Below are 14,745 nucleotides of genomic sequence, written 5' to 3'. Positions count from 1 at the left end.
GTTCACGTACGGTTCTGTGAGAGGCTTGGGCTGAAATGCGCTTGCCTACTCGACCGGCAAACCGTTAGGGCACATTTAAAGAAACAGACCAGCAGTATATAGGAAATGAATACGACACTTACACAAACAAAAGAATTTTTATTTAAGAATACATGGATTTTTTGGCTAATTATATTTTTAGCAATCGTGAGTTTTTCGTACAGTATCAGAACAGGATTGTTGGCAACTGGATTAATAGCAAATGGACTTTTAATTGGACATGTTGTTCTAATTGGAGTTCTTGTTTTAAAAAAACGAACGTCTCCTAAATATTTGTTACTGCCCATTTTAGGAATTCTAATAATAACAATATCCATTTACTTGATACTGGATAATAAATTGATTTTATATTATTCAATCCCTCTTTGTATTCCAAGTTTGGTCGCAGGACTGTGTAGCATAAAAAAATGAAAAATTTAAATCAATTCACAAACTAAATTCCTCTAAATCAAGCACCAGGTATTTACAACTACTTTTACCTAATTTATCAGGAAGAATTATGAAATTAACACCAAACCATATTTATATAATTTTCAGAGTAGTATTTTCAATAATACTTACTTATATGGTGATCCGCTATTTTGGTTCTGAAAGCGGATTTAAAAATTTTGGAATTCTATGGATTATTACCTACCCTATAATTCTAATGGTTATCATTGGAAATCTTTTATTGAACTTTAAAAAAATTCCAAAACCCCTCAATTACTACAACTCATTCCTTTTACTGGGTTTCTTAACCATTCCATTTCTACCCGAAAAAATGGAAAAAGGGATAATTCTTGAAGCTCATTTAAATGAAGAGAGGTCATCTTGGAACATAAAAATTTTTGAAAACGACAAATACCGAGTAAGAAGGTCAGGACTTGGTGGATTTAAAGACTATGAAGGAAAGTATCTGCTAAAAAACGACACACTTAAAATAGAAAGTTTTGATTGCAATCAATGCAATTATAATTATGATTTAATTGTGAGAGAAACAAAGTTAATTCCATATAATTCTACTTATGAAAGCTGTTTGGGGTGTTTTGAAATTGTGTACAAGAAAAAGTAACGTGCCCTAACATCACCTTGGATCCAGCGGGCGGTTTAGAGTAAATAAAAAGTTCACTATCTTTAAAAAGTTAGGAGTAGGCCGGAAGGGAACGGCTCCGAATGCCCGCCGTCTCCAAGCTGAATCCCGTTGGCAGCAAGTGAAGCGGACAACACAGAAATAGAGTGAACGACTTAAACAAATAGAAAATACAGAATAGAAAATGGCGAAAAACATTGAACCGACACTAAAACTGATTAGCGGATACCTAAAATTAGATAAAGCGGAAAACTTTGTAATACCTGAATATCAGCGGGGATATTCTTGGGACATAACTCAATGTGATAAACTATGGCAAGACATAGAAGCTTTTATTTCTTCAGATGCAAGCGACCCATATTTTTTTGGTACAATCATCGTGGACTGCTCAGATTCAAACAAGTTTAGCTTAATTGATGGACAACAGCGAACCACAACTTTTTTGCTTTTACTAAAAGCATTGTTGATTAGATTAAACAACGTAATCAAAAACATACCAAACGAGGAAGATTCAGAATCGCTAAAATTTGGGCTTAAAGCAAATAGAAACAAAATAATGGCAATTTTGTACAAAGCCGAAGACGAAGAAATTCCTTCAATGCTCAAAGACGTTTCTAAAACTCAAAACATTTTGATTTTAGACAATAAATCAATCAATGAACTCTATTTGGATGAAGTGAAGAAAATTATAGAAGCTGTTGATTTTCAAACATCCGAGCAAAGTGTTCACAAAATCCCACGCAAGCAAAAAGACAATAAATACACAAACCATTTTCGCAATTTCAAATTCTTCTACAACAAATTGGGTGAAAAATCCGATTCACAACTAAACCAATTTGCAAAGGTGTTCTTGGAAAAATGTCAGGTTATAGAAATTCGCAGTTGGCAAATTGAACAAGCAATAACGATGTTCAACTCCCTTAATTCCACAGGGATGCCACTTTCGGATGCCGACATTATTTCTGCCCAACTTTATTCTAATGCGGGAACTAATAAACAAGAATTTAACGAGCAATGGGAAAATATAAACAAACTGTCCAATGAACTTAATACCCGAAAAATTGTAAATGTTGATGCGGTATTACAACAGTTTATGTATATCAATCGTGCCGTAAATAAAGAATATATCAAAGACTCTTCTGTCGATGTAACAACACCCGGATTAAGACGATATTATACAGACATAAGAAAAGAGCTTTTAAATGACCCAATAAAACTGTGTGATAATTTATATAAAATTACCAGAATTTGGGATAAGATAAAGGATTATCCAATTGTCAAATTGCTTTTAAAATGCAACGAAAATGCTAAACTGTATTTATCAAGTTACTTGTTCCGATATGAAACAGATGACATTTCAGAATCTACAGTTTTAGATATATGTCAATGCTTGTTAAGACTATTTACAGTATTGGAATTAGTTGATGTTGGCTATTCAAGTTCCAAGTTCAAAACATTTTTGTTTGGCGAAAACATAAAATTGGTTGACAAAACTATTCCTATTGAGACTATTAAAAACAGCTTCAATGACCATATTAGTAAAAATTGGACTGAACAAGATATTGCGGAATCGGTTTCTGCATACGACAAAAATCTACTTGTTTACATTAATGAATACTTATACGCTCAAAATAAAGATGTGAAATTTGACTTTGCCGATAATGTCAATATTGAGCACATAATGCCAGCAAGTGGCAACAACATTTCGACTATACGAGAAGACGCAGGAATAACAGACAAAGACGAGTTCTCAACAATAGTCAATAAACTTGGAAACAAAATACTACTCGAAGAAAAGATAAACAAATCAATCGGAAACGAATGGTTTAAGACTAAAAAACAGACTTCCATTAACAATAAATCGGGCTATAAAGACAGTAGGTATTCAATTGCCGTGGCTCTTACAAATTACCCAAAAGAAATTTGGACTAAAGACGACATTGACGCAGCGACAAACAAAGCCGTTGAAAGAATTGTGAAATTCATTTTCGACAAAGTGACTGACGAAAATCACCAGCTGCCAACATCGGCTATAGCAAATGCGGGTTAAAGTGCTAAAATGAAAGTAATTACACAAAATAAACTAATCGCTAAACGGAAAGGTAAGTGCCTTGAAATCCCGCACTTGCCATAGCCGCAACCCGTTGTAAGCAAGCCTAGAGAACGACCGTGCAACTAAAAAACAGACATCTGAAAATCGAACTTTGACATCTTAATTAAAACTTACGGACTGACTTTGCCGACACATAATCCGACCCGAATGTTTTAAAAATTTTTCCCACCGCACATTTTAAAAAATAATTTTAGCCAACCGCACATTGGCACATTTGCAAAACCGCACAAGCCAACACACGACCCAAGTTTTGCAAAAGAGCCAATTTCCCTACGCTCGACAAGAATGTTGAAAATAATTTGAAATAAATGAAGACAAATCAAAAATCTTTTTCTACTTTTGACACATTATGTCAACAGAAGTTATGTCAACAGAAACAATAGGCGAAAAGCTAAGACACATTAGAGAAGAAAAGGAACTTCCATTGCGGAAAGTTGCTGCTTTGCTAGACATTGATGTGGCGATTTTGAGCAAAATGGAGCGTGGAGAGCGGAAAATCACAAAAGAAGTGGTTCTGAAACTTGCCGACATATACGATTACAACCCAGATGAACTTTTGGTTTCATTCCTAAGCGATAAGATTTTGTATGAAATTCAGGATGAAGATTTGGGAATAGAAGCACTGAAAGTAGCAGAGGAAAGAGCCAAATATATTAAAGCGAATAAGAGGAAATGACAATAAAGCAACTCATAGAAAAATATACAGCCGACAGGGATTATTACTTGACAAGCAAGTATAATGAAACACTGCTTCGCAGTGATTTCTTAGACCCGTTTTTCGAGTTGCTTGGTTGGGACATTAAAAACAATGCAGGTAAACCGACCAACGAAAGAGAAGTAATTTTGGAAGAAGCATTGAAAGCAAACGCTTCCGAACATTCCAAAAAACCTGATTATACTTTCCGACTTTTTTCTGAAAGAAAATATTTTTTGGAAGCCAAGAAACCTTGTGTATCTATTGAGTCAAACAACGACACTGCAAAGCAAGTCAGACGATATGGATTTACGGCAAAGTTGAAAATTTCTGTTCTTTCAAACTTTGAATACTTAATCATTTACGACACTTCTGTGAAGGTTGAGAAAGATGACAACTTTCAAAGAGCACTTGTAAAAAAATACCATTATACTGAATACGAAAGCAAGTTTGAAGAAATCAAACAGCTTTTAGGAAAGAAATCAGTTTATTCAGGATCATTTGAAACGGAATGGAAAGAAATTGAAAGCAAAATCAATCAATATTCTATTGACAATTTATTCCTAAACCAAATAAACGAATGGAGAAAAGTTCTTGGTGCTGAAATTTACAAACACGAACCGGAAATTGATGAGCAACAACTTAATGATATTGTTCAAAGCTACATCAACCGAATTATTTTTCTTCGTGTTTGTGAGGATAGAAATTTAGAGGATTATCAAACCCTTTTGAAATTTGCCAATACAAATGATTTCAGTGCCTTAATCAAAAAGTTTGAACAAGCCGACAAACGCTATAATTCAGGGCTTTTTGACCAATTGCTAAAAGATAAGATTGTAGAAAATATCAGTTCTGTATTTTGGACAATTATCAAACAATTGTATTATCCTGAAAGCCCCTATTCATTCAGCGTTTTTTCTTCTGATGTGTTAGGAAGCATTTATGAAATCTTCCTTTCAGAGAAATTGACCGTACAAAGCGGTGCTGTTATTTTAGTCAAGAAACCTGAAAATATTGACCGTGATATTATCACCACACCGACTTTTATCATCAGCGACATTTTAAGAAATACCGTTTTGAAAAAAAGTGAAGGAAAAACGGATAAAGAAATTCTAAAGCTGAAATTCGCTGATATTTCTTGCGGTTCAGGTGCGTTTTTATTGGAACTTTTTCAATTGCTCAATGACATTTTGATTGACTACTACCTGAAAAATGATAAAACAAAGCTCATTCAAACGAATATCAACACCTACAAACTGCCCTTTGAAATTAAGCGACAACTTTTATTGAATTGTATTTACGGAGTTGATAAAGATTATAATGCAGTTGAAGCAGCCAAATTTGGTTTGCTTCTCAAATTGCTTGAAGGTGAAGATGTAAATTCAACCAACAAAACAAAACCTGTTTTACCCGATCTTTCACAAAATGTTTTCTTTGGAAACAGTTTGTTGAACCCGAAGCAAGTAACGAATAAGAAAGACCAAGTAATTATCAATCCGTTTGATTTTTCAAAACTCCGTTTTGATGTCATTGTGGGCAATCCGCCTTATATGAAGTCGGAGGATATGAAAAATATTACTCCACTTGAATTACCACTTTATAAAACCAATTACAATTCTGCTTACAAGCAGTTTGACAAATATTTCCTTTTCCTTGAACAAGGAATCAATTTGTTGGCTGATGATGGAATATTAGGCTATATCGTTCCCAGCAAGTTTACGAAAGTTGGAGCAGGTAAAAAACTTCGTGAATTACTCGCAGACAAAGAATATTTACACTCCATCGTTTCATTTGGTGCAAATCAAGTTTTTGCAGATAAAACAACCTACACTTGTTTGCTAATTCTGAATAAGAAACCTCAAAAGACTTTCCAATATGGAGAAGTGAAAAGTTTAAAAAGTTGGATAGTAAGAGAACCAAATGCCGTGAAATATGAAATTCAAGAAACAAAAACCTTGGATAGTGAAGTTTGGGTGCTAATTCCTAGTGAACTGAAGCCTGTATTTAAGAAAATCATTTCACAATCTTCCACACTTGAAAATTTACTTGGAGAGAAAAATATTACCAATGGAATCCAAACCAGTAAAAACCCACTTTACATAATAACCCCAGATAAAATAGATAATTCATTTGTTTATTTTGAAATTAAGGGTAAAAAATGGAAAATTGAAAAGGACATTGTTCGCCCATATTACAAAACGCCCTCCAGTAAAAAACTTAAAGAGAAATTCAATACGTATAATTTTTTAAGTCCAAATTCCTTTGTCATTTTTCCTTATAAAAAGCAAAATGGAAAGGTTGATGTAATTATTGAAACGGAACTTAGTAATAAATTTCCTTTAGCACATAGCTATTTCAAATACTATGAAAAAGAAATAAAAACTAGAGATGTAAGTCCTCCAATCAATAAAGATGATTGGTTTAAGTTTGGCAGAAGTCAACATTTAGATAGTTGGGAAGCCAAAGAAAAAATAGTTGTAGGTGTATTATCAACGGGAGAAAAGTACCCTATTGATAAGAACAAAACGATAGTATCATCAGGAGGAACAGCAGGATATTGTATAATAGCTATACCAGATACTTGTGATTATTCTATTTACTACATTCAAGCTATTCTAAACTCTAAATATTTGGAGTGGTTCAGTGCTTTGTATGGCGAAGTTTTCAGAGGTGGTTACATAGCGAGAGGAACAAAAGTTTTGAAAAATCTACCTATCAGAAAGATTGATTTTTCAGACACAAAACAAAAAACACTTCACGACAAAATCGTAGAAACTCAAAAAGAATTAATCCGCATTTATGTCCAAATAGATGCAAACGCAGGAAACAAACGAGCTTTAACTCCCTTGCAAGGACAATTTGTAAGAGAGAAAGCCAACCTAGAAAGGCAATTAGCTAAACTATACGATTTAGGTAGTGAAGATTCATTAATCCCATTAATCAAAGAATTGTATGAAGCTAATTAAGAACGCAACAGCCGAGAAATTGAGAGGTGGATTTTACACACCCGAGCCAATTGCAGCATTCATTTTGAAATGGGGCATCAATGGAAGTTCAGACTATGAAATTCTAGAACCAAGTTGTGGGGACGGTGTTTTCCTTGAACAATTGAAAGAGAACAATCACAAATTCAAATCGGTAACAGCTATTGAGTTTGATGAAGTGGAAGCCGAAAAAGCGGAAAAGATTAAACTCAATAAAAAGAATATAATTAATACCGATTTTCATTTGTACTGTAATGAAACCACAGAAAAATTTGATTTAGTGGTAGGGAATCCTCCTTACATTCGTTATCAATACTTTCAGGAAGAACAGCAAAATGAAGCCATCAAAGTTTTCAATCGAGCTAAACTAAAATATTCCAAACTGACCAATGCTTGGGTTTCTTTTGTAGTTGGTTCAAGTTTGTTGCTCAAAGAAAAAGGAAAGATTGGTTTTGTAATTCCAGCGGAATTATTGCAAGTTTCTTATGCCCAACAACTCCGTGAGTTTTTGGCTCATTTCTACAACAAAATCAATATTATCTCTTTTGAGAAGTTGGTATTTCCTGACATTCAACAAGAAGTTGTTTTGTTGCTTTGTGAGAAAAACGGAAGTGATTCACATTTAATTGAACACCTTGAATTAAAAGACGCTTCCGACCTTTCAACATTGGATGTAAACATCCTGAAAAGTCCTTCCAAAAAAATAGATTTCAAGTCAAATAAATGGACTTACTACTTTTTGGAACAAGAAGAAATTGACTTTTTAGAACAGATTGCCAAAAAACGTAAAGTTCCTACAATTAGTAATTATGCCAGTGTAGAAGTTGGCATTACTACAGGAGCAAATGATTATTTCACTGTTCCTTTACCCGTTGTAGAAGCCTACGACCTGAAAGAATATGCAAAGCCAATGGTTGGCAGAAGCGTTCAGGTAAACAGCGTAATTTTCACGGAAAAGGATTGGAAGCTAAACAGACAAACCAAAGCAAAAGCACATTTATTGGTATTTCCAGCCAAAGAAAAAATCAACGGACACAAAGGGGCGAACTCATACATTCGTATGGGTGAATCAATGGGCGTTAACAAAGGCTACAAAACAGGCATTCGTGATGATTGGTTTGTCATTCCTTCCATCAAACTTTCTGATGCTTTGTTTATTCGTAGAAACAATCTCTACCCTCGTTTAATCCTAAACGAAGCAAACGCATACACAACTGACACAATGCACCGTGTGTTTATGAAAAAAGACACGGATAAAAACGCTTTCATAGCCAGTTTTTACAATTCATTGTCTTTGGCTTTTTCCGAAATTGTTGGTCGTAGTTATGGCGGTGGCGTTTTGGAATTGATGCCAAGCGAAGCAGGAAAAATACTGCTCCCTTACCAAACCGACAATGCAGATTTACTTGCCACCATTGACAAAATGATGCGAGAGAAAAAAAGCATTAATGAAATTTTGAAAATCACCAACAAGCAGATTTTGAAAGACGGTTACGGATTTACGGATAAAGAAATAAAACTTGCGGATAGTATTTGGAAGAAGCTTTCGTCAAGGAGATTAAATAGGAATAAATAATGAGAATTAAATCCATTCAAATTCAAAATTTCAGAAAGCTTCACTCTTGTCAGATTGATTTTTCAGAAAAAGAAACAATTTTTGTAGGAGCAAATAATAGCGGAAAAACAACCGCTATGGATGCTTTAATAACCTTTCTTAAAACTAAGAGTTTCAAAACGCAGGATTTTACCCTTTCTAATTGGAAAAACCTAAATGAAATTGGTGAGGATTGGATTAAAGCTACAGAGCTTAAAGAAGAACAAAAGTCTGTAAAACTCTTAGAGCCATATTTACCTATATTGGATTTATGGATTCAAGTTAATAATTCAGAGCTTCATTACGTAAGCCATATAATACCAACCTTAGATTGGAATGGAGGATTATTAGGGGTCAGATTAAGATTTGAACCCAAAGATATGGATGGTTTAATACAAGAATTCTTATCACATTATAATAAGTCAAATAAACTATCTCAAGAGAAAGGTAAAGATTTTAAACTATGGCCAAAATCGTTTTGGAATTTTTGCGAAAGAAAACTAAATACTCATTTTACAATAAGAACATATCTACTCGACCCCGAAAGACCTAATGAAAAACAAGAGTTAGCGGAAAACAATATTGCAGTAGATGGAGATGTTTTAAAGGGGCTTGTAAAAATTGACGTAATTAATGCTCAAAGAGGATTTAGTGATGCCAATTCAGAAGCCACAGACAACAATAAAAACCTATCCTCTCAATTAAGAAAATACTATAATGAACACCTAGATCCTGAATTGGAACCTAATGAAGAAGATTTTGATGCTTTAGAGTCAATTGACAAAGCCAAAAATACTTTCAACGAAAACCTCAATAAAAGATTTCAGCCATCTTTATTGGAATTAGAAGACTTAAATTATCCAGGCTTTGGAAATCCAAAAATTCAATTATCTACTGATGTTTCAACTTCTGATGGTCTTCAACACGAATCTGCGGTAAAGTATTTAATTGACAAAGAATTATCACTACCTGAAAAGTATAATGGATTAGGCTACCAAAATCTAATTTCAATTATTTACAAGTTAATATTATTTAGAGATAAATGGATGAGGGTTGGAAAAAATGCGATTACAGAAGAAGATATTATTGAGCCATTACATTTGGTTCTAATTGAAGAACCCGAGGCACATTTACACGCTCAAGTTCAACAGGTTTTTATTAAAAAGGCTTATGATGTATTACGAAATTCAGAAAATCTCAAAGACAAAAAAGAATTTACTACTCAATTAATAATAAGTACACATTCAAGTTACATTGCTCATCAAAAATTTGAAAGTTTAAGGTATTTCAAAAGAAATAATTCTAACGCTTTGCCGACATCAGAAGTTATTAGTTTGAAATCGGTATTTGGCGAAAAAGAGAAAGAAACAGAAAAATTTGTAATTCGGTATCTTAACACTACGCACAATGACATATTTTTTGCAGATGCCGTTATTCTTGTTGAAGGTCCAGCAGAAAGGATATTATTACCACATTTTATCAAGAATGAGAATTGTTTATTGGACAATTGCTACGTTACAATTTTAGAAATTGGGGGCAGTCACGCCCACAGACTGAGACCTCTTATAGAAAGATTAGAATTGATTTGTTTGGTGATTACTGACCTTGATTCTATTAACCCTATTGACAACAAGAAATGCCAGCCACAATTAGATAAAGGTTATAAAACCAATAATGATACACTAAAGAGTTGGCATCCTAAAATAGAACCTTTAGACGACTTATTAAACTTGAACTTTGATGATAAGGTAAAAAAAGATTTGCCAATTAGGGTTGCATATCAAACAGCAATCGAAATAGGAAATGATAGTGGAAAAATAATAGTTCATCCTTACACATTTGAGGATGCGTTGGTTATTGAGAATAGGGAAATTTTTAAAACTTTGGCTGATTCTACTGGACTTTTGAAAAAAATGGTCGAAGTTTCAAATAAAACTGATTTGGCAGAATTAGCAAAAGAAGCATATACTATCATCAATGACAAACAGGCTAAAAAAGCAGAATTTGCTTTAGATGTTTTATATTTTGAAGATCCCAAAAAGATAAAAACTCCATCTTACATTAAAGAAGGATTAGATTGGATTGAAGAACAATTAAAAGGAAGCAAACAAGGTTTAATTATCAATACCAATGACTGATTATACTAATAACATAGACGCACCTGTTGATGAGTTGATTTTTGAAAGTATCAAGCCAACTTCCCCAAAAAGCTTTTTTCTTTTTGCTGGTGCAGGATCAGGAAAAACAAAAACTCTTGTTAATGTTTTGAAAAAATTTAAAAAGGACTATGGAAGCGATTTAAAATTAAAAAATAAAAGGATTGCTATAATTACATATACCAATGCAGCCGCTGATGAAATTTCTCATAGATTAGAATACAGTTCAATCTTCAACATCAGCACAATTCATAGTTTCTGCTGGGAATTAATTAAAAACTTCACATTTGATATAAAGGCTTGGATAGCACAAAATTTAAATTCTGAAATTTTGGAACTGGAAGAACAACAATCAAGAAGTAGAGATCTGAATAACAAAACTTCAATTAGTAGAGCTCAAAAAATAGAGTCTAAAAAAAAGAGACTTGAAGCACTTGAAATCATTCAGAAGTTTATTTACAACCCAAATGGAGATAATATTACTAAAGATTCTTTGAATCATAGTGAGGTTATAGCAATTGCAGCTGATTTCATTAAGTCAAAGGAATTGTTCAAGCAAATTTTAATAAATAGATTTCCTATTGTGCTTATAGACGAAAGTCAGGATACTAAAAAAGAGTTGATAGAGGCTCTTTTTGAACTTGAAAGCCAAAATGATGGAAAGTTCACTTTGGGTTTGTTTGGGGATACAATGCAAAGAATTTATCCAGACGGCAAAGAAAACTTAGGAATGGGCTTGCCTGATCGTTGGATCAAACCAGCAAAAAAAATGAATCACCGTTCAAAATCAAGAATAATTGATTTAATAAACAAGATAAGAAAGGATATAGACAGTCAGGAACAATTCCCACGACTTGAAAATACTGGGGGAATTGTTAGATTTTTTGCTGTTTCTCGCTCACAAGATAAATTTAAAATAGAAGAGCAGATTCGTCAGGAAATGAAAGAAGAAACCTTAGATGAAAAATGGATTGGTGATGTGTCTGATGTAATGACATTAACTCTTGAACACCATATGGCTGCACGAAGAATGGGGTTTTCTACTTTTTTTGACCCTCTTTATGCAGTTGATAAACTTAAAACTAGTTTACTAGATGGTTCTTCGGCTTCTATCAATTTATTTACAAAAATCATTTTACCGTTATATAACGCACACTTAAAAAGCAACAAATTCGAGATTGCTAATATTGTTAAGCAACATTCTCATTTAGTCAATAAACGAGCATTACAGAACGAAGAAAATAAATTAGATGTTTTACACTCTACAAGTGACAAAGTTAATGCGTTTCTATCCTTATGGAATGAAGGCAATAATCCTACTTTGTCAGAGATTCTTATAAAAATACAAGAGACTAATTTATTTAAAGTTACATCTACACTTAAATTAGTTTCTCAAAGGATAGGTGTTGATACTGACGAAATTTTTGAAGATGATGAAACAACGGAAGATGATGAAGTTTTATTAGCTTGGGATGAAGCAATTAAAGCCAGTTTCTCTGAAATTATTAAGTACAGTGAGTACATCAATGAAAAATCAAAATTTGGCACACATCAAGGAGTTAAAGGATTAGAGTTTGAGCGTGTAATGGTAATTATAGATGACGAAGAATCTAGAGGTAGAATGTTTAGTTATGATAAAGTATTTGGATTAAAACCTTTATCTGCCAACGACAAAAAGAATATGGAAGAGGGTAAAGAAACAGGAATAGATAAGACAACAAGGTTATTTTATGTCGCTTGTAGGCGAGCAAAAGAAAGTTTAGCAATTGTATGTTATTCAGATTCTCCAAAAGAATTGAAACGTAATGTAGTTAACTATAATTGGTTTACTGAGGATGAAGTAAAAGTAATCGAATAATGAAAATAAATAGATTCCAACTCACAGGTGTAAGCACATTTGCAATTCGCACGAGCCAACGCACAGACCAAAAATTGCAAAAGAGCTTCCACCTTTGCCACCCGAAGGAAATTATTTTTTAAAATCCCTTCCTCTAAAATTTTTAAAACAGCCGACACACACGCCAAACAGACGAAAATAAGACAAGATAAATGACCAATAAAACACGGACATACCACGACTTGATACTGACGGAGGACAGAAGGCCAGCTTACAACATCACCTATACGCAAGCAGGGGTTTCGTGCTTCATAGGACAGGAAAGTGGTAAATTTAAAGTTCAGTTCTTCGTAGGAAGTTCAGTGGTAAAATCCCTGCCTGCGTATAGCTGAGAAACGTTGTGCCTCATGCTAAAAGACGACACGAATACAAAATATAAAACATGACATCATTAGAAAATATACCAGTAAAATACTCTGACCTGATAAGCGAAATCGAAACAGGACAGGTCAAAATTCCACAGTTTCAAAGAAAATTTGTTTGGGACATTAAATCTTCTGCAAAACTTTTAGACAGTATTATTAAAGGTTATCCCATTGGAACCTTTATCTATTGGCGCACGAATGAAAGGCTAAGAGCCGTTAGAAATCTTGGAAACATCGAATTGCCTGAACCTAAAGACGGAGAATATATCAATTATGTATTAGACGGACAGCAAAGGCTTACATCCCTTTTTGCGACTTTAAAGGGTTTGAAAATTACTGATGAAGAAGGTAGAGAATCTGATTATTCAGAAATGTATGTTGACTTCAATGCGCAAGATGACCAAGAAATAATAATAACAGACCCATCAAAATTAGCAGAGCGGACATTCATAAGAGTTACAGACTTGATGGAAGGTAGTTTGACTTTACTTGCTGCATACCCATCAGAATATCACAAGACAATTGAAAAATATAAAAAGATAATTCAATCGTATACATTTTCAGTAATAAACTTAAAAAATGCCCCTATTGACGTGGCAACAGAAGTTTTCACCCGATTGAATGTAGGTGGAAAAGCTTTGACTTTGTTTGAAATAATGGTTGCCAAAACATATGACTCTAATAAGAAATTTGACTTGGCTGAAAAATATGATGAACTAACAGAAGAATTAGCTACATCCCAATATGATACAATTCCATCTGCGACAGTGCTTCAAGTAATTGCAATACTCTTAGAAAAGGACTGTACAAGAAAACAAATACTAAAGTTGGATAAAGAAAAATTCATAGGAATTTGGGATGAAGCGACCAATTGCATAAAACAAAGTGTTGACTTTTTTAGAAGTTATGGGATATCTGTAAGTCGTATTTTGCCTTATAATGCCTTAATTGTTCCATTTTCTTATTACTTTTTCTTGCACGAGAAAAATCCAACAGGAGAAATCAAAAAACGACTTGAAGATTTCTTTTGGCGTGCCTCTTTAGGCTTCCGTTATTCATCAGGAGTCGAAAGTAAATTAGCTCAAGACATCGAAAAAATCGAAAAAATTGTAAAAGGAGAATTGCCAAAATATGAATGGGCAGTAAATATAGATGAAGAGTTTGTTGAAAATAATGGTTGGTTTAGTACAGGAAAGGCTTTTATAAAAGCAATTCTATGCTTGCTCTCGAAACAGTCACCGAAATCATTTGACAATAACCTCAATGTAATAATGGATAATAGTTGGCTAAAAATTGCTTCAAGTAAGAATTATCACCATTATTTTCCAAAATCTTGGTTAAAGAAAAATTATAAGGATTGGGAGTATTTCTATGTAAACCATATCGTAAACATTACCATAGTAGATGACTTCCTGAATAAGAGAACAATAAAAACTAAATCACCAGCTGTTTACATGAAAACATTCCGGAAAGAGAACGAAGATTTAGTTCAAACAATGAAAACTCATTTGATTGACATTGAAAAAGACGGAATATGGGAAAACGACTACGAAACATTTTATAACAATAGACTGAAAAGAATTGCAAAGGCACTTAACAAATTCATTATACAGCAAGAAACCCAGAAGAACTTAGAAGTATATGAAGACATTGAAGAAGTTGAACCTGAAACTGTGGAATAAAGAAGCACGAAGGCACAATCGAGTAGACGGCCCCGCCAACCGTTAGGTTAGCGAGGTGCGCCTCTCACACCACCGGACGTACGGGTCTCGTATCCGGCGGTTCACTGGATTGTAGGTTGCGATTTGAGGTAATAGGAAAGCATAGATTCGTA

Annotated in this window: 9 protein-coding genes; all 9 read left to right on the top strand. The window is 33.7% G+C overall.

The window, feature by feature from the left end:
- Nucleotides 1-538 precede the first annotated feature (538 nt).
- Nucleotides 539-1,090, top strand: a complete 552-nt coding sequence (locus IAQ59_RS21065) for an AEC family transporter (protein WP_209332836.1) — start codon at nt 539-541, stop codon at nt 1,088-1,090.
- Between the two features lie 202 nt (nt 1,091-1,292).
- Complete coding sequence (locus IAQ59_RS21060) at nt 1,293-3,158, top strand: DUF262 domain-containing protein (protein ID WP_209332835.1); 1,866 nt, start codon at nt 1,293-1,295, stop codon at nt 3,156-3,158.
- Nucleotides 3,159-3,570: 412 nt separating this feature from the next.
- Nucleotides 3,571-3,897: a helix-turn-helix domain-containing protein gene (locus IAQ59_RS21055; protein WP_245189764.1), complete on the top strand. Its 327-nt coding sequence runs from the start codon at nt 3,571-3,573 to the stop codon at nt 3,895-3,897.
- Entirely contained in the window at nt 3,894-6,881 is a 2,988-nt protein-coding gene (locus tag IAQ59_RS21050; protein ID WP_209332834.1) for an Eco57I restriction-modification methylase domain-containing protein, read from the top strand. The genes IAQ59_RS21055 and IAQ59_RS21050 overlap by 4 nt, the downstream gene beginning before the upstream one ends.
- Entirely contained in the window at nt 6,868-8,475 is a 1,608-nt protein-coding gene (locus IAQ59_RS21045; protein WP_209332833.1) for an Eco57I restriction-modification methylase domain-containing protein, read from the top strand. Before IAQ59_RS21050 ends, IAQ59_RS21045 begins: the two co-directional genes overlap by 14 nt.
- Nucleotides 8,475-10,631, top strand: a complete 2,157-nt coding sequence (locus IAQ59_RS21040) for an ATP-dependent nuclease (protein ID WP_209332832.1) — start codon at nt 8,475-8,477, stop codon at nt 10,629-10,631. The genes IAQ59_RS21045 and IAQ59_RS21040 overlap by 1 nt, the downstream gene beginning before the upstream one ends.
- Entirely contained in the window at nt 10,624-12,507 is a 1,884-nt protein-coding gene (locus IAQ59_RS21035) for a UvrD-helicase domain-containing protein (protein WP_209332831.1), read from the top strand. Before IAQ59_RS21040 ends, IAQ59_RS21035 begins: the two co-directional genes overlap by 8 nt.
- Nucleotides 12,508-12,698: 191 nt before the next feature.
- Nucleotides 12,699-12,878, top strand: coding sequence for a hypothetical protein (locus IAQ59_RS21030; RefSeq protein ID WP_209332830.1), 180 nt, complete (start codon nt 12,699-12,701; stop codon nt 12,876-12,878).
- A 50-nt stretch (nt 12,879-12,928) separates the two neighbouring features.
- Nucleotides 12,929-14,593 (top strand): DUF262 domain-containing protein, encoded by a 1,665-nt coding sequence (locus IAQ59_RS21025; protein WP_209332829.1) that lies wholly within the window; start codon nt 12,929-12,931, stop codon nt 14,591-14,593.
- Nucleotides 14,594-14,745 lie beyond the last annotated feature (152 nt).

The sequence above is a fragment of the Lunatimonas salinarum genome (assembly GCF_017811155.1).
Taxonomy (GTDB): Bacteria; Bacteroidota; Bacteroidia; order Cytophagales; family Cyclobacteriaceae; genus Lunatimonas; species Lunatimonas salinarum.
The sequence above is the reverse complement of the archived record's forward strand: the minus strand, read 5'-3'. Positions and strand labels throughout refer to the sequence as shown.